The following is a 15,647-nucleotide window of genomic DNA, read 5'->3' on the forward strand; positions in this document are numbered from 1 at the left end:
CTATAGCTTGAAACAGGTTGAAGTCACGCCGATCTGGCGAATTTGCATTGGCGCTTACCCAACGATATCGAGTCGGTCAAATTTCTTCACAATCACATAACAAAAATAAAGAATTTACAAGCGCTTCGAAAGCCCGCGTTCAGAGCAATTCACGACAAGCCATCTTGTAACATATTATCCCATCCCCTAGGTCATATTTAGCGCAAGCGGCAAAGGAACGCAGAGAAAATGGCAGCCAATATTGCTCTTGTCGATGACGACCGCAATATCTTGACGTCGGTGTCGATCGCGTTGCAGGCAGAAGGCTTCGTCACGCGGGTATATTCGGACAGCGAAGCAGCGCTTCACGCCATTTTGGAGAACCCGCCAGACCTTGCCGTTTTTGACATCAAGATGCCAAAAATGGATGGACTGGAGCTGCTGAGGCGGGTTCGCGAGAAATCCAATTTGCCGGTTATCTTCCTGACCTCAAAAGATGAAGAACTGGACGAAGCCCTCGGCCTTGCGATGGGCGCGGATGACTATATCAAAAAACCCTTTTCCCAGCGATTGCTGATCGCCCGGGTGCGCTCGATATTGCGGCGCGCGGACTTCATCAAGTCGGTCGACGAAGGGCAGGATGATGAGGCGACCGAGCCTCTTGTGCGCGGCAATCTGGAAATGGATCCCGCTCGCCATCTTGTCCGCTGGAAGAATGCAAATGTGACTCTGACCGTCACCGAATTCATGATATTGGAAACCCTGGCGCACCGGCCCGGTGTGGTGAAAAGCCGAAACCAACTGATGGACGCCGCGTATCAGGATGATGTCTATGTCGATGACCGCACGATCGATAGTCACATCAAGAGATTGCGGCGGAAATTCCGCGAGGTCGATCCTGAATTTGACGCAATAGATACGCTATATGGAGCCGGTTATCGTTACACCGAATGACGACGAACCAGAGGAAGAGAGCGGACTGTCGCTACGCTGGTCGGCCCGGCTCTCTCTGACAACCCGGATATTGGTCGTCAACGTGCTCGCGATTGCGTTGCTCGCTGGCGGACTATTCTATCTCAACAATTATCGTAACCGGCTGACCGAAGAGAGGCTGACCCAGGCGCGGCTGCAATTGACGATCGTGGCCGATGCATTGTCGACCGGCAACACCGATTATAAAAGCGCGCTCATTCGTAAATTTTCGCAGCATCTCGGGGCCCGGCTGCGTTTCTATGCTCCCGATGGTACAAAGCTGATCGACAGTTTTGCGCTGGCCAAGCCGACCTATCAATTTATCGATCCGGAGACCGAGCCCTGGCGAAAAGATGCCGCTCGCCTGCTCGATCAAACCATCGAAAGTTTCGTGGTCAGCGCGCCTATCCCGAGCTTCAGCGAACCGGCTGAGGATGTCGCCGACCAGTGGTCTGAACTCGTCGCCGCCAAAAACCAGTCCGTTGCGGTGAGCTCGGTCAGCTTTGCGCCGGACCGTACGCCGGTGATTGCGGCCGGGAAAACGCTGTCTGATGGCACCGGCTCTGTTCTGCTGACCTCCAATGCCCGCGATATAACGCGGATCGTCAGAGCCGAGCGATCCAGCGTATTGCTGGTCATATTGGTCGCCGCCACGGTTTCTATCCTGCTTTCGCTTTTTCTGGCCCGCACCATCGTCCAGCCCATTCGAAAGCTGGCCCGCGCCGCTCTGCGGGTTCGCATGGGACGGTCGGACGAGATTGCCATTCCCAGAATGCCCGGTCGCCGGGATGAAATAGGTCAATTGAGCCGCGCGCTATCCGACATGAGCGCGGCATTACGTGACCGGATCAACGCCACGGAAGCCTTCGCAGCCGACGTCAGCCACGAAATCAAGAACCCCCTCGCCTCGCTGCGGTCGGCGCTGGAAGGGCTGGGACGCGTCACCGATCCGGACCTGCAGAAACAGCTTCTCGACGTCGCCAACGACGATGTTCGCCGCATCGACCGGCTGATCAACGATATCTCCGATGCCTCTCGGGTCGACGCCGAGCTGGCGCGGGCAAAATTTGAACCGATCGACATCGGCAAGATGCTGGAACAGCTGCTCGCTGCGCGCGAACAACGCGACTCCAATCTCGGCGTCCATATCGCCTTTGCACGGCCGGCCAAAGATGTTGCAAAAGTGATGGGCGACGGCGGGCGTCTCGAACGGGTGTTCAGCAATTTGCTCGACAATGCGGTTTCCTTTTCACCCAAAGGCGGCCTCGTCGAAATCATGGCGACTCCGGATGGTGATGATATCGTCATCCATATCGCCGATCAGGGGCCAGGCGTGCGCCCGGAACAGCGGGAACAGGTTTTTCAGCGCTTTCACTCTGACAGGCCCGACGGCGAGGCGTTCGGGAAACATAGCGGCCTCGGTCTCGCAATCGCCAAAACGATCATCGACGGGCATCAGGGCGCCATCGAGGTAATCGACCGGCCCGGCAGTCAAACCGGCGCCTGTTTCGAAATTCGTCTGCCAAGAGCCTTGTGATGACCGACAATGCAGGCGTTGATGATCAAACCACCCTTCACGCGACCGCCGTTGCCATTTCCGGTTCCGGAGTCCTGATTCGCGGCAAGTCGGGATCGGGTAAGTCTGATCTGGCCCTGCGGCTGATCGATCGCGGCGCAAAACTGATCAGTGACGATCAGGTAACGATCGGGCGCGAAGACGACCAACTACTGATGAGCCCGCCACCCACGATCGCCGGCAAATTGGAGCTTCGCTCTCTTGGCATATGCGAGTGTGAATATCTCTCGGGAATAGCGCTGCGCCTGATCATCGAGCTGAAAGACCAACCCGAGCGCTTCCCGATGGATAATCAGGTCATGATTTTGCTGGGAATCAAGGTCCCGTGCTGTACATTGGCCGCTATGGAAACAAGCGCAGCCATCAAGGCAGAATGGGCCTTGCAACGCATAATGCAGCGCGTGGCAGGGTCGTGAGCGAAAAACTTACCAAACCCGTGCTGCTGGTTACCGGTCTGTCCGGTGCCGGCAAGTCAACAGCGTTGAAGACGCTGGAAGATATCGGCTGGGAAACCATCGACAATTTCCCGTTTCGGCTGGTGGAACGCTTGCTAAAAACCGAACCAGCGAGTTCAAGGAACGACCGCGATCCACCGCTCGCGCTCGGCTTCGATACCCGGACCAGAGGATTTGAACCCGGCAAGTTGATCGAACTGGTCAAGCGCCTGCAAAAAAACCAGAATTATCAAATATCTACACTCTATCTCGACTGCACGGGTGCCGAACTCGAACGGCGTTACGCGGAAACGAGAAGACGCCACCCGCTAGCACTCGACCGACCGGCCACGCACGGCATATCTCTCGAACGAACGATGCTGGCTCCGTTTCGACGTTGGGCCGATCATGTCATTGATACCACCGATCTGACGGCCAACGATCTGCAACGTCAGATCCGTGAGGAGTTCATGGTGAACAAGGATGCGATCACGACGATCACCCTCACCAGTTTCGGCTTTTCTCGCGGCATTCCCAATAATATCGACCTGTTGTTTGACGTTCGTTTCCTCGCTAACCCGTTCTGGGATTCAGAGCTCAAGCTAAAGACGGGACAGGACGCCGAAGTGGCAGAATATATCAGCAAGGACCCGGCTTATCCGGAAGCGATCGAGAAAATTCTCAACATGCTCAAATTTCTGCTGCCCCGCTATCAGGATGCCGGCAAGGCTTATGTGAATATCGGTATTGGCTGCACGGGCGGACGTCACAGATCGGTACATGTGGCCGAGCGTCTGAGCAAAGACTTGCGTGCCAGCGGATTTTCGCCCAATGTCGTGCATCGCAACTTGGCGTCAAGGCCGATGGAAGCGCTCGAATCTATGCAGAAATTAAACGGGAACAAGGGAATTTAATCGGGATGATTGGATTGGTTCTCGTGACACACGGGCATTTGGCAACAGAGTTTGTCATCGCAATGGAACATGTCGTTGGCCCACAGAAGGCGATTGCCGCGATCGGCATCGGTGCGCGTGATGATATGGAAGTCCGCCGCCGCGAAATAGCCGATTGCATCGCCAAGGTGGATTCGGGTGATGGCGTCATCATATTGACCGATCTGTTCGGCGGCACGCCCTCCAATCTGGCCATTTCGCTGATGGAAAAAGGCAAGGTTGAGGTGATCGCCGGAGTCAATTTGCCGATGCTGATCCGGCTCGATGGCGCCCGCAAGTCGATGGACGTCGTATCGGCCATCGCTGCCGCAAAAGAAGCCGGCCAGAAATATATCAGCGTTGCCTCGGAGATATTGGGAAGCGACGCGTGAGCGAAGTGCGGAAAACGGTGGAGATCACCAACAGCCGCGGCCTCCACGCCCGGGCAAGCGCCAAATTTGTGACCTATGTCAGTAAGTTGCCCGCCGACCTGGACGTGAGGGTGGCGAAAGACGGCAGCGAGGTTACCGGTTCATCGATCATGGGTCTGATGATGCTCGGCGCGGCCAAGGGCGATAGCATCGAGATTATCGTGTCGGGTGATCAGGCCGAGAGCGCGCTGGATAAATTAGCGGGACTGGTCGTCGACGGATTCGGCGAAGACTGATCCCATGCGCCATCAAATCACCGGTTTCTCCAATCCGACAATAAAGCGGCTGAGAAGCCTGCGGGAAAAAAAGCATCGCAAACGCGAAGGGCTGTTTCTTGCGGAAGGTCTGCGGATTTTGACCGAAGCCTTGGACAGCGGCAGAACCCCGAAAATATTGGTGGTGGTCGAAGGGACCGAGCTGCATCCCCTTGCCCAGAAAATCGAGGCAGCGACCGTCGCAGCGGGCGGTGATGTGATCGAAACCAGCGAAGCGATCATCGCCAAGCTCTCCGGCAAATCCAACCCTCAATCCATCATCGGTATTTACCCCGATCATCCTGTTCCGCTGCAAGAGCTGGACCGGTCCGCTTCCCATATCTGGCTGGTGGCACAGGCGCTTCGGGACCCCGGCAATCTCGGCACGATCTTGCGTACCGGCGATGCGGTTGGTGCCGGCGGACTGATCCTGATTGACGATTGTGTCGACCCCTTCTCGGTCGAAGCGGTCCGCGCCAGCATGGGTGCAATCTTCACCCAGCAGGTCACTCAAGCGCGCTGGCCGGAGTTTCTAGCATGGCTGCGCGAGGGGCCCGGCGAACTGGTCGGCACCAGCCTCAACACCGACAAGGACTATCAGTCCGTCCGCTACCAAGCTCCGACGTTCCTGCTGATCGGCAACGAAGCACAGGGCCTGCCGGCGGATTATGAAGCCGACTGCGACACGCTGGTAAAAATGCCGATGATGGGCAAAGCGGACAGCCTCAACGCCGCAGTTGCGGCCTCCGTCATGGCCTATGAAGTGCTCAACCAGAACCGTCAGAGATGATTTGGCGTTCCTGATCCCCTGTGCTAGCTTTTGCACAGGAGGGGTAAAATATGAAAAACATGATGCTATTGTCATCGCTCGCGGTCTTGCTGCTGACAGCCTGCGGAGAACCGGCGGAAGCACCCGTCGTCGAGGAAAAACTGGGCGACTATTCAGCACTGGGCACCGAACCGGGCTGGACCGTCGACATCGAGAACGACGAGATCGCCTTCTCTTCGCAGAACGGCAAAGATTTCAAACTGCCCGTCGAACGCGCCAAGAAAACAGCTACCGGTTGGGAAGTCAGAGGTTTCTCCGACGCCAGCAATATCAACATCTATATTACCAGCGGTGAAACATGCAGCGATGGCATGAGCGATCGCAGCTATGCCGATACGGTCAAGGTGCAAGCGAGCGAAGTTGGCACTCTGAACGGCTGCGGCGGGACGGTGACCGAAGGACCGGACGGCGCACCCTAGCGCCTATTCGGCTGCTTCGTCTTTGATCTCGCGATCATCTTCGATCAGCTTTTCGGTTACAGAGTCGCTATAGCGGGGCAGCGCCTCGACCAACTCAATGTCGGTCAGCTCTCTTTTGCCCTTCTCGACTTCTAACGCTTCGAATTTTCTGCCGGTGGCAATGAGGCGGCTTTGAAAACTATTGGCAAAACCGTTATAACTTGTAACCGCACGTCCTAAGTGCGTCCCAACTTTTTGCAGGTCTTCTGCAGCCTTAGCTAACCTTTCATGCATCTCCTTTCCTAGAACTGCAATTTCTGTTGCATTGGCATTCAGGGATTCCTGTTGCCAAACAGATGCGACCGTTCTCGCAATTGCTACTAGATTGGTTGGCGTTGCCAACAACACCTTCTTGTCAAAAGCGTTGTTCCAAAGGTTAGGATCGTGATCAAGCGCTGCGGCGAGGAAATGTTCTCCCGGAACAAACATGATCACATAGTCTGGCGCGGTCTCAAATTGAGTCTGATAAGATTTTGCGCCCAGAGCATTGATGTGCGCTTTCATCGATAAGCAATGCCTGTCTAGGGCACTTTTTTTATCAGTCTCATTTTCTGCGGCAAAAGCGTCTTGATAGTCATTCAACGACACTTTCGCATCGATGATCAATGAACGTCCACCCGGTATTCTAACTATTGCATCAGGTCGGAGACGACCTTCATCGGTCTCAATACTGACTTCCATTTGAAAATCCGTATGCTCAGCAAGGCCACATGTTTCGAGCACATTCTTGAGCTGTTGCTCGCCCCAGCGGCCGCGCGACTTGGGTGCGTTACGCAGGGAATTGACCAGCCGCGCCGCTTCCTGCTGCACCCTGTCCTGCCCCTGTCTCACTTGTTCTACGGTTGCTTTTATATCAGCATAAGACTCGGAGCGCTCTTTCTCGATTTTGCGAATACTCTCCTCGTAAGCCGTCAACCTATCTCTAACGGGCTGCAAAAGCTTGGCGATATTCTCGCCGCCCTTCTCATTGGCCTGGTCAAAACGCTGGTCTGCGCGTTCCAGAAACTGCCGCTGCGCGGTCTCCAGCATTTTGGCACCGATCTCGGAAAATTGCGAAGACAAGGCCTCTTTCGCTTCCAGCAATTGCTGCATCTGCTTTTCATGATTGCGCGCATCTGCCTGCAGCGCCGCCAGCTCCGTCCTCGCCGCGTCCCGCTCATCGCGCACCCCATCGAGCGTGATCCGCAGCGCATCGGTCGCCTGAGCGGCATCCTTGGCCGACTGTACCGCTGCTCTCGTCGCCTGCGCCGCATCTTTGGCCGGTTTGCTGCCAAGCACCCAGCCCAGCGCAAGACCGCCGAGCAGAGCGATAACGATGGCGATAACGGCGATAATCGGGTCCAAGGCTTTTCACTTTCGGATAAGAACGAAAAGGGAACTTAGAAGCGTTTCGGGGAATAGGCAATAGTTGTCATGACGGCCATATTCGCCACCCTCACCAGCGCCACATCGTCATCCTGAACTTGTTTCAGGATCCATTTTGCGGAGCCTAGAGGTCGACCAGCACAGGCCGGGGATGCTGAAACGAGTTCAGCATGACGGAATCAGGACGAGGAATACCCTGCCCTAAGCAGCGATCCCATGTTCCTTGCGCATTTTCGCAAGCTTCTTCAGCACCATTTGCCGCTTCAACCGCGACAGATGGTCGATGAACAAAATCCCTTCAAGATGGTCCATCTCGTGCTGCAAACAGGTCGCCAGCAAACCGTCAATCTGTTCTTCGTACTGCTTGCCGTCTTCATCCTGCCAGCGCGCGGTGATCGTCGATGGCCGTTCGACCTCTGCATATTGGTCGGGCACCGAAAGACAGCCCTCGCTGTAGACATTCAGGTCTTCGGACGGATCGAGAATTTCCGGATTGATGAACACCTTCGGATCGTTGATCACGCCATGGTCATGGTCGCAATGTTCGCCATGCTCATGCTCGTGCGGCGCCGGTTCCTGCAGGTCAATCACCAGCACTCTTTTGGGCACGCCCACCTGAATCGCCGCCAGACCGATGCCGGGCGCGTCATACATGGTATCAAACATGTCCTTGATCAGCGTTTTCAATTCGTCGTCAAACACCGTGATGGGTTCGGAAACAGTTTTCAGGCGCGGATCAGGCACCTCAAGGATCGGTAATATGGCCATGCGATAAATTTAGGGATTGCACCGGGATTCGTCAAGCCGCGCGCGCCTTCCTTCCTGTAACGAAAAAGGCGTGCGATCCCGTTTGGACCGCACGCCTTTTGGCACTCAGAATATGTGATCCGGTTTAGAAGCGGCCACGCAACGTGATACCATAGGTTCTTGGCTCAGCCAGAAAGGCCGAATAGGTCTGCTGCGATGCGACAAATGGCGTGTTGAACGCGACTTGCGAATAATCAACGTTGAACAGATTCTGCGCCCAACCTTCGATCGACCAGGCATCATCCGGGCCACGGATACCGATCCGCGCGTTGACCAGCGTGAAGCCGTCCTGTTCCTTGCCATAGAGCAAGTCCGAACCGGTATTATAGTCGCTGGTCGTACGGGCGTTGATGTAAAACAGTCCGGTCAACCCGCTATTGCCGAGTGGCGGAGTGTAGGACAGCGACGCGGTCGCCGTGATTTCGGGCGCGTTGGACAGATTGTCCCCCGGAAGCAGGCGCAAGGCCGGATCCAGGGCCGCACCGCTATCCTTGCCGACCAGATTATTTTCATAGCTGGTATCGGTATAGGTCAGGCCCATCGAGACATTCACATAGTTGACGGGATTGATCGATGCTTCCAGTTCAACACCCTGCGCGACAACGCCATATTTGACATTGTCCGGAGCACAGGAACCTGTCGCAGCGCTGGCATCCCGATCCGCACCGTTCAGATCATCGCTACAGGCGTTGATATTCTGCACGAGGAACACCGACCCGTTGAACGTATTGAGCTGAAAATTGTCAAACTGCTGGCGGAAGGCCGCAACACTCAGCGTAAATTCACGGGACGAATATTTGGCACCAATTTCGAACGCATCCACAGTCTCCGGATCAAACTGCAGATTCGCGGTGTTGCCTGCGACTGCCGGATTGACCAGCGTGGAGGTTGTGAGGGCCGAGCGATCCAGATTGAAACCACCCGCCTTATATCCGCGCGAGTAGCTGCCGTATAAAAGCAGATCGTCGGTTGGCTTGTAAGAAAGGATGGCGGTACCGGTGAATTCGCTCTCGCTCCGGCTGTCGCTCAACGTGACCCCATCCAGTTCAGCGGTGGAATTGCCCTGACAGGACAGGCCGATCAGGCCGCCTGCCAATCCGGCAAGCGGGCCGCCAAGCAACGGTGTAAACAATGCGCGCTGCGTCGGACACATCGTGTTGTCGTTGGAGAAGGCTGCATTAAAGTTTTTGGTTTCATCCGTATAACGCAGACCCAGGGTCAGATCTAGCTTGTCGGTCACATGGAAGATATTATGCGTGAAAACCGCAAAATTTTCGCTCTTCTGCTTGTAGACGTCCAGCACTGTGCCCCTGTCATTGATCTGTGACAGATTATCGAGACCGGCAAAGATCAGCGGTGTTGCGGCACCGAATGCACCTGCGCCTCCGTTAGCGGCCTGCAAGACGGCACGACCGCCGGCGCTCAGACATCCAGTGCTGCTCGGTGAAGCCAGCGCGGGATTGACCGCATTGACGATCCGGCACGGTGCAAAGGCACCATATTGCGAACCAAAACGCAGGTTATCCCGTGTTTCCAGTTTTTCATTGGCATAGAAACCACCGATCAACCAATCCAGCTTGTCGTCAAAAGCCGAACCCTGCAGCCGCAGTTCTTGGGTAAAGGTTTTAAATTCGCGGGCACCGGCATTCTTGGTCGGCGCGCGATAGAGGATATCAACCTGCGTATAATCGGTATCCGACGCCTGGAAGTTGGAATAGTCCCGATAGCCGGTAATCGAGGTCAGATTCATATCGCCCAGTTCCGCATTGACCTCGACCGACACGCCGAAATCCTCGGTCTCGCCGGCATAGGTACGGCCGGGAGTGACATAGATGTTCCGGTTGAACGTGCTCTGGCTCAGAGCAGCCGGGTTCTGGCCGAGGCCCAGCAGAATGGGAATGATCGGGTTGGCAGGGTCGGTCAGTGCCGGCGCGCCTGGCTGCGGCAGGGCGAACGGATCCAGCCCCGGGCTCACCCGCGCTTGCTGGGCAAAAGATGGCTGGACAAACGTCGCTGCGCAGCAGGATTCGTCTTTCTTGGAATAATCGCCGATCACCCGCACGCTCAGCCCGTCATTGGGCTCAAACAGCAATTGGCCGCGGACCAGATAGCGGTCTTTATTGTTAACGTCCGTTCCGTTCACCACATCGGTGTAGAAGCCGTCACGCTTCAGATAAACGCCATCGACGCGCGCCGCGATCGTATCGCTCAGCGGACCAGTGATGCCGCCTTCCAGACGAATTTGGTCATAATTACCATAGGTTGCAGCAGCGTAGCCGGAAAGCTCAAATTCGGGACCAGCCGTGGTGATGTTGATCATACCGGCCGAAGAGTTCCGCCCGCCCAGCGTTCCCTGCGGACCGCGCAGAACCTCAATGCGGTCAATCGGGCCCAGTTCGCTCAGCGCATTGCCGCTTCGTGAACGATACACGCCATCAATAAACACGGCGACGGAGCTTTCCAAACCGGGATTGTCACCGACCGTGCCGATACCGCGAACGCGTGCCGAGCCGTTGGCCTCATTGCCGGTCGAGGACACGAGCAGCGATGGTGCCAGCTGATTCAATTCCCGAATGTCGCTGGTGCCGCTTTGCTGCAATTGCTCTGCTCCAATCGCTGACACGGCAATGGGAACATCGGACAAGGCCTGAGCCCGTCCCTGAGCGGTGACGACGATTATATTTTCATCGACGACACCCTGGTCATTATCACTGACCTGGTCTGCAGAATCCGATTGTGTCTGTGCATAAGCAGGGGCGGTGGCGAATGCGGCAAATGCAAATGCGCACGCCGACAGGTTCAACGCTAGTTTCATAACAGGCTCTCCTAAATTTATTTTTATACTCAATAATGATAGGGACACCTGTCACGTTGAACAGCCAAATCTCGCTTCAATCCGCTGTTTTCTGCAAACTGTGGCTTTATTGTCAGTCTTTGTCCGCAACGTAAAAGCAGATATCTTGCTGCGGGCATTTCTGGCAGGCCGCTGTGGGCCAGAGAAAACAAATGAATGAGGAAGGATGACGTAGCGTCATCGCAAAAACTGTCTGATTTCGTGATATGTTGGATCGCTGTCACACAGATTTATCGCCGTCCCGGATAGTGTCAGATCGAAAACCGGGTCAATCTTTATTTATCGGCCTTCGAGAGCGCAACGCCTGTGCCAGAGTGCCCTCATCCAGATAGTCCAGCTCGCCACCCACGGGGATTCCATGGGACAGCTGACTGAGTCTCACAGGATAGTTTTCGAGTCTCTCCGCGATATAATGGGCCGTCGTCTGGCCTTCCAGCGTCGCATTCATCGCCAGCACCACTTCGTCAATGCCGCCCGCCTCAACCCGCCGGATCAGGGTGTCGATGCCGATATCTTCCGGCCGGACGCCGTCCAGTGCCGACAATTTCCCGCCCAGCACATGGAATTTTCCCGGAAACAGGCGCGATTTGTCGAGCGCCCACAGATCGGAGACTTCTTCGACCACGCACAGTGATTTTGCGTCGCGGCGCGGATCGCCACAAATCTGGCAGGGATCCTGCGTATCGACATTGCCGCATATCGTGCAGGTCACAAGGTGCCGATCGACCTGTTCCATCGCCGCCAGGATCGGTTTCATCGTCGTTTCGGGACGCTTGAGAAGATAGAGTACCGCCCGCCGCGCTGACCGTGGGCCAAGGCCAGGAAGTTTGGCGAGAGCCTGAACCAGATTTTCGATCTCTTGCGATGCCATGGCATAGTCATTAGGAGCAGCCGCACGAACCTGCCAAGCAGAAAATAGCTGTGCTACATGACGCTCAACCAATAACTTGCGGGCCATGACCGAAACGGACAGGCTATTTGACGGTGAACGCAGAAACAAGTGACCGAAACGCTCCGGCTCCGGAAAATCAATTTCCCGATTTGGCGGTGTAGCCCGTGTGACCCTGAGAAAGAGAAACTATGACGTCCGGCCAGAAATCCTTGCGGATTGCCTTCATGGGAACCCCCGACTTTGCCGTCCCGGCGCTCAAGGCGCTGCACAAGGCCGGGCATGAAATTGTAGCGGTCTATTCCCAGCCACCCCGGCGCGCCGGGCGTGGCAAGAATCTGTCACCCTCCCCTGTCCAGCGCGCAGCGGAAGATCTTGGCCTTGAGGTCAGGACGCCGGTTTCGCTGAAGGGCGAAGCAGACCAATCCGATTTTGCTGCGCTCGATCTCGATGCAGCCATTGTCGCCGCTTATGGCCTGATCCTGCCGCAGGCGATTCTGGATGCACCGAAAATGGGCTGCCTGAACATCCATGGTTCCCTGCTCCCCCGCTGGCGCGGCGCGGCGCCGGTGCAGCGCGCGATCTTGGCGGGTGACGCGGAAACCGGAATCACCATCATGCAGATGGAGGCCGGGCTGGACACCGGACCTATGCTGCTGAAGGCGGCAACGCCGATCGACCGCAAGACAGCAGGCGAACTGACCGAAGAACTGGCTGCAACAGGCGCCGAGCTCATGGTGCAATATCTCGCAACACCTTCGGACTATCCCCCCGAAGCGCAGACGGATGGATCGGCCACCTACGCCAAGAAAATCGAAAAACAGGAAGCGCGCCTGGATTTCACTCAGGCTGCCGCTCAGGCAGAGCGCCAGATACGGACGTTCAATCCGCAGCCCGGCGCCTTTTTCGAATATCAGGGAGACCGCTACCGGATTCTCCAGGCAGAAATTCGCGACAGCTCGGGGTCGGCCGGCACTATATTGGACGACCAATTGCTGATCGGATGCGGTACCGGATCAATCCAGCCGCTAGTCATCCAGAAAGCGGGCAAACCGGCGATAGACCTAAAGTCGTTCCTGAATGGCACAAAAATTCCGGCAGGAACCGTGCTGTCATGACCCGCTTTGCCCTTACCCTGGAATATGATGGCCGTCCGTTCATGGGCTGGCAGCATCAAGATCACGGTCCGAGCGTCCAGCAAGCGGTCGAACAGGCGATACACAAGATCACTGGCGCAGACGTAAAGGTATTTTCGGCGGGCCGGACAGACGCCGGCGTCCACGCACTGGCGATGCGCGCGCATTTTGACCTGGAGACAAAACTCACTCCGTTCCGGCTGCGCGAGGGCATCAATGCCGGACTGCGCCCGAACCCGGTAGCGGTGCTCGCCTGCGACATCGTCGATGACGAGTGGCACGCGCGCTTTGCCTGCCAGGGCCGCCGCTATCTCTACAAGATCACTAACCGCCGGGCACCGCTGACCTTTGATCGCGGGCTTGCCTGGCAGGTCGCGCCGACGCTCGATGCCGAAGCGATGCACAATGCTGCGCAGGCGCTGACCGGCCAGCATGATTTTACCACCTTCCGCTCGGCCCATTGTCAGGCGCAGAGCCCGGTCAAAACACTCGACAGCATCTCCGTCCACCGGTTTGGCGATGAAATCGAAGTGGAAGTCGCTGCCCGCTCCTTCCTGCATCATCAGGTCCGCTCGATCGTCGGTTGCCTGAAGCTGGTCGGCACCGGAAAATGGACAAAGGCGGACCTGAAAAATGCGCTCGCGGCCAAAGACCGCAATGCCCTCGGTTTCAACGCCCCGCCCGACGGTCTCTATTTCGTCGAGGCAATCTATCCGGATTGACCCTGCCCCTGCGCAGGGTGAAGCGAGGCGCGTGACTCGCTTCACGGCCCATCTCTGAGCGGTGCCTTCGGGCGCAATAGCTGGAGTTGGATTCCGGCCTACGCAGGAATACTAGATACCAAACAGCCGAGGCAGGCTCTTGTCAAGCATCAGCAGTTGCCACAGCAGGCGACTATGGTCTGACCGCCCGGCGATATGATCATCCGCGATTCTGCGCATTGCCTTGCTGTCAAACCAGCCGGTCCGCGCGAGATTACCGCCACTGGCAATATCCCGGGCGGTGTCGGCCAGCGGTCCGCGAAACCATTGCGCAATCGGAGTCACAAAGCCCATTTTCTGGCGATAGAGAATGTCATCGGGCAGATATTGTTCCATCGACTTTTTCAGAAGATATTTACCCTGCCCGTTTCGGACCCGCAGACTGGTCGGCAGCCGCGCGGCAAATTCCAGCAGTCTATAGTCGAGCAACGGCTCCCGCGCTTCGAGACTCACCGCCATGCTGGCCCGGTCCACCTTGGTCAATATGTCACCGGGCAGCCACATCTTCATGTCGGCATATTGCGCTTGATCCAAACCGTCGCGCGCCGGCGCATTGTCCATCAGATCGATCATCCGTTGCTCCGCCCGATAGTCGCCCAGATCGCTTCGCATGCGATCCGAATAGATGCGCTGTCGTCCGGCCGGCGTGGTCATACCCACCGCTTCGGCATAGCCTTCCGGCCCCGTGCGAGCCAGTGACAGCAAAGTGGACTTCGCCCGGAACGGGCGTGGCGCCCAGTCTGCCTTCGGATATACGGAGCCAAGCCAACCGAACGTCGGACCGCGAAAAGACTGCGGCAACAGTCGCCTCACCCGTTCTTCGGCATGGTGAAAAACATGGCGGCGATAGCCGGCCATCGCTTCGTCGGCACCGTCGCCGGACAGCGCTACCGTGACCGTCTCTCTCGCCAATTGGCACACCCGGTAGGTTGGCAAGGCGGAGGCATCGGCAAACGGTTCATCAAAATGATCGGCAAGCGTATCGATCAGACCGAAATCATCAGCAGCGACGGTCCGTTGGCTATGATCGGTATGGAACCGTTCCGCCACTTGCCGCGCATAGCCGGTCTCGTCGAGTGAGCGCTGGTCAAAACCGATCGAACAGGTCTTGACCGGCCGCCTGCTGTGTTCCGCCATCAGCGCCACCACGGCACTGCTGTCGACACCGCCGGACAGAAACGCACCGAGCGGCACATCCGCGACCATCCGCGAACCAACCGCCTGCTTGAGCAGCGCGACCAGTTCTTCCTCCAGCGCACCCGCCGAAGCCTTGTGCCGCTGGCTGAAATCCATATCCCAATATTGCACTGGTGCGGGTTCCGGCTTGCCCAGTTCGAGCAGCAGATAATGGCCGGCCGGCAGTTTCTTGACGCCTCTGAGCAGCGATGTCTGATCTGGAACATAGCCAAAGGCGAGATAGTCGTCGACCGCCCGAAGGCTGGGTTCCCGGCGCAGCAACGGGTTGGCGAGCAGCGCTTTCAGTTCCGACCCGAACAGGATGCTGCCATCGGAAACAGGTGCATAGAAAAGCGGCTTCACGCCCAAGCGGTCGCGGGCGAGAAACAATTGGCGTGTGCGTTGATCGTAGATCGCAAAGACAAACATGCCATTCAGCCGCTGCAGACAATCTACCCCCCATTGCCGCCACGCATAAAGGATGACTTCGCTGTCGCTGCTGGTCAGAAACTGATGGCCCAGCCGCTCCAGCTCTGCGCGCACTTCTCGAAAATTATAGATCTCGCCATTGAAGCTCAGCACTTGCGAGCTGTCTGCCGACAGCATAGGCTGCGCGCCGCCTTCAAGGTCGATGATCGATAGGCGGCGATGACCAAGCCCGACACCCGGTGCCGTCCAGATGCCCGAGCCGTCAGGACCACGGTGAGACAGGCTGTCGGTCATCTTGCGCAGACGATCGGGATCAACCGGCTTCGCCGTCTCCAAGTGAAAAATGCCTGCTATGCCGCACATGG

At 56.9% G+C, this 15,647-nt stretch carries 15 protein-coding genes; 10 read left to right on the forward strand and 5 right to left on the reverse strand.

Features of this window, described 5'->3' with window-relative positions:
- Positions 1 to 228 precede the first annotated feature (228 nt).
- The 8 genes from ACN0WW_RS10110 to ACN0WW_RS10145 are packed head-to-tail and all read left to right on the forward strand — an operon-like array spanning position 229 to position 5,826.
- Entirely contained in the window at positions 229 to 933 is a 705-nt protein-coding gene (locus tag ACN0WW_RS10110) for a response regulator (protein WP_417612022.1), read from the forward strand.
- The gene (locus ACN0WW_RS10115) at positions 905 to 2,488 is read left to right on the forward strand and encodes an ATP-binding protein (RefSeq protein ID WP_417612024.1); all 1,584 of its coding nucleotides are present in this window, start codon (positions 905 to 907) and stop codon (positions 2,486 to 2,488) included. The genes ACN0WW_RS10110 and ACN0WW_RS10115 overlap by 29 nt, the downstream gene beginning before the upstream one ends.
- Positions 2,488 to 2,943, forward strand: a complete 456-nt coding sequence (locus ACN0WW_RS10120) for an HPr kinase/phosphorylase (RefSeq protein ID WP_417612026.1) — start codon at positions 2,488 to 2,490, stop codon at positions 2,941 to 2,943. The genes ACN0WW_RS10115 and ACN0WW_RS10120 overlap by 1 nt, the downstream gene beginning before the upstream one ends.
- Positions 2,940 to 3,875, forward strand: a complete 936-nt coding sequence (gene rapZ, locus ACN0WW_RS10125; protein ID WP_417612028.1) for an RNase adapter RapZ — start codon at positions 2,940 to 2,942, stop codon at positions 3,873 to 3,875. Before ACN0WW_RS10120 ends, rapZ begins: the two co-directional genes overlap by 4 nt.
- 5 nt (positions 3,876 to 3,880) lie before the next feature.
- Entirely contained in the window at positions 3,881 to 4,285 is a 405-nt protein-coding gene (locus ACN0WW_RS10130) for a PTS sugar transporter subunit IIA (RefSeq protein WP_417612030.1), read from the forward strand.
- Positions 4,282 to 4,560, forward strand: a complete 279-nt coding sequence (locus ACN0WW_RS10135; protein WP_417612032.1) for an HPr family phosphocarrier protein — start codon at positions 4,282 to 4,284, stop codon at positions 4,558 to 4,560. Before ACN0WW_RS10130 ends, ACN0WW_RS10135 begins: the two co-directional genes overlap by 4 nt.
- A 4-nt stretch (positions 4,561 to 4,564) precedes the next feature.
- Positions 4,565 to 5,368, forward strand: coding sequence for a TrmH family RNA methyltransferase (locus ACN0WW_RS10140; RefSeq protein WP_417612034.1), 804 nt, complete (start codon positions 4,565 to 4,567; stop codon positions 5,366 to 5,368).
- Between the two features lie 50 nt (positions 5,369 to 5,418).
- Positions 5,419 to 5,826 (forward strand): COG3650 family protein, encoded by a 408-nt coding sequence (locus ACN0WW_RS10145; RefSeq protein WP_417612036.1) that lies wholly within the window; start codon positions 5,419 to 5,421, stop codon positions 5,824 to 5,826.
- Between the two features lie 3 nt (positions 5,827 to 5,829).
- Here ACN0WW_RS10145 and ACN0WW_RS10150 read toward each other — a convergent pair whose 3' ends face one another.
- The 4 genes from ACN0WW_RS10150 to recR all read right to left on the reverse strand — a co-directional run bounded on the left by ACN0WW_RS10150 (position 5,830) and on the right by recR (position 11,762).
- Positions 5,830 to 7,209 (reverse strand): DNA recombination protein RmuC, encoded by a 1,380-nt coding sequence (locus tag ACN0WW_RS10150; RefSeq protein ID WP_417612038.1) that lies wholly within the window; start codon positions 7,207 to 7,209, stop codon positions 5,830 to 5,832.
- Between the two features lie 222 nt (positions 7,210 to 7,431).
- The gene (def, locus tag ACN0WW_RS10155; RefSeq protein ID WP_417612040.1) at positions 7,432 to 7,998 is read right to left on the reverse strand and encodes a peptide deformylase; all 567 of its coding nucleotides are present in this window, start codon (positions 7,996 to 7,998) and stop codon (positions 7,432 to 7,434) included.
- A gap of 124 nt (positions 7,999 to 8,122) precedes the next feature.
- Entirely contained in the window at positions 8,123 to 10,852 is a 2,730-nt protein-coding gene (locus ACN0WW_RS10160) for a TonB-dependent receptor (RefSeq protein ID WP_417612042.1), read from the reverse strand.
- Between the two features lie 307 nt (positions 10,853 to 11,159).
- Complete coding sequence (gene recR, locus ACN0WW_RS10165) at positions 11,160 to 11,762, reverse strand: recombination mediator RecR (RefSeq protein WP_417612044.1); 603 nt, start codon at positions 11,760 to 11,762, stop codon at positions 11,160 to 11,162.
- A 230-nt stretch (positions 11,763 to 11,992) separates the two neighbouring features.
- On the opposite strand from recR, the gene fmt reads away from it, so the two are divergent.
- Positions 11,993 to 12,898, forward strand: a complete 906-nt coding sequence (gene fmt, locus ACN0WW_RS10170) for a methionyl-tRNA formyltransferase (protein ID WP_417612145.1) — start codon at positions 11,993 to 11,995, stop codon at positions 12,896 to 12,898.
- On the forward strand, positions 12,895 to 13,638 hold the full coding sequence (gene truA, locus ACN0WW_RS10175; protein WP_417612046.1) for a tRNA pseudouridine(38-40) synthase TruA: 744 nt from the start codon (positions 12,895 to 12,897) through the stop codon (positions 13,636 to 13,638). Before fmt ends, truA begins: the two co-directional genes overlap by 4 nt.
- 111 nt (positions 13,639 to 13,749) lie before the next feature.
- Here truA and ACN0WW_RS10180 read toward each other — a convergent pair whose 3' ends face one another.
- On the reverse strand, positions 13,750 to 15,645 hold the full coding sequence (locus tag ACN0WW_RS10180; protein WP_417612048.1) for an XrtA/PEP-CTERM system amidotransferase: 1,896 nt from the start codon (positions 15,643 to 15,645) through the stop codon (positions 13,750 to 13,752).
- Between the last annotated feature and the right edge of the window lie 2 nt (positions 15,646 to 15,647).

The organism is Parasphingorhabdus sp. (genome assembly GCF_048269865.1).
Lineage (GTDB): Bacteria > Pseudomonadota > Alphaproteobacteria > Sphingomonadales > Sphingomonadaceae > Parasphingorhabdus.